At 55.1% G+C, this 1,229-nt stretch carries 2 protein-coding genes; both read right to left on the bottom strand.

Annotated features, from left to right (window positions below):
* A partial coding sequence (locus NFX52_RS30235) for an Arm DNA-binding domain-containing protein (protein WP_252636003.1) occupies window positions 1-172 on the bottom strand: 172 nt, incomplete at its 3' end.
* A gap of 156 nt (window positions 173-328) precedes the next feature.
* Entirely contained in the window at window positions 329-973 is a 645-nt protein-coding gene (locus NFX52_RS30230; protein WP_156358531.1) for a hypothetical protein, read from the bottom strand.
* Window positions 974-1,229 lie beyond the last annotated feature (256 nt).

Below are 1,229 nucleotides of genomic sequence, written 5' to 3'. Positions count from 1 at the left end.
GACTGCCAAGGCCCATCTCGCGTTCGCGCCCGGCAAAGCGGTAGCGAAAGATCCAGCTCTTGGCACCGCTGGGCTTGACGCAGAGGTACAGACCTGCGCCGTCGGCGTGGTAGCCGGGCTGTTTGAGGCGCTGTACTTGCAGTGCGGTCAGTCGATTGATTGCTATACCCATGATAGACTTAAGTCAATAGAAAGTTGCCTTAACTTTCATCTGCGGGGGACTGGCAATATTGTCCCACGATCCGTCCCCCGCAGGCAGTCGAAATTGACTGGAATTTCTTGAAATGACGTGGGACGAATGGAATCCTAAATATCTGTTTTTAAACAACTATTTAGAAACGAACTGGGATGCTGTGGGACGGTGAGTTAGGCGGACTCCTGAACTCTCAGCCCGAGATTTCTTGGTCTCCCAGGATTCCAACATCTGCGGCGTTAGCCGCTTCTTTGGCCAATCGGCGCCATACTGTGCGGTCATAGCTGCATCGATGAATTGTCGGAGTCTCCGCTCCAGCCTTTGGAGGTAGTTGTGGCACTTATTGGTCCGTCGGAAAGCCATTTCCTCAATCGTGTCCGTCGCTCGGAGCGTCTCGGGCCATTCGGTTGAATCCTGAGAATCGGTATCCAGCCCAACAAGAACGAGGCTCTGCTGGAAGGCTTCTTCTGGAAAATCGGTCAGCGAGGAGTTAAATCCACGCTCTACATAGAACTCGGTTCGCGCGACCGGGTTCTCGAATATCACCTGCGGGAAAGCGATGCGGTCACGCCAATCGCCAAAGTCGGCTCGCAGTGCTGTCGTCAGCGCGTTATCAAAGCCTTGGATCGATCGCAACGCCGAGCCCAAGCCTTGTAACTCCATGAGAGCTGTCACGGAGCGTGCCGTATCCATCTCTCTCATCCACGGGCGCGAGATTGATGTGACAAGCTCTTGCATCGACATGGCGCCGTTGAATCGCTCCCGTGCGTAGGCGGCCATGGCACCACTGTCTAGCTGCATGTCGGCCAAGAGTCGGCTAGCTTCCACGGCTTGAGGCAGACGAAAACCAGATTCGTATTGCTTCGCGATACTGCGATAGTGGTCCAGCTGCTTGGAGAGCTCTTGCTCCGTAAGCGACCAGCCGTACCACCTTGAACAGTCCCGCGACATCTCGCAAGATCGTGTGCACGTAAACCATCGTGGACACCATGCTCAAAGATTCAGAGACACCGAGATATGCGACGCGGCGTACCCA

The organism is Acidovorax facilis (assembly GCF_023913775.1).
GTDB lineage: Bacteria > Pseudomonadota > Gammaproteobacteria > Burkholderiales > Burkholderiaceae_C > Acidovorax > Acidovorax facilis.
The sequence above is the reverse complement of the archived record's forward strand: the minus strand, read 5'-3'. Positions and strand labels throughout refer to the sequence as shown.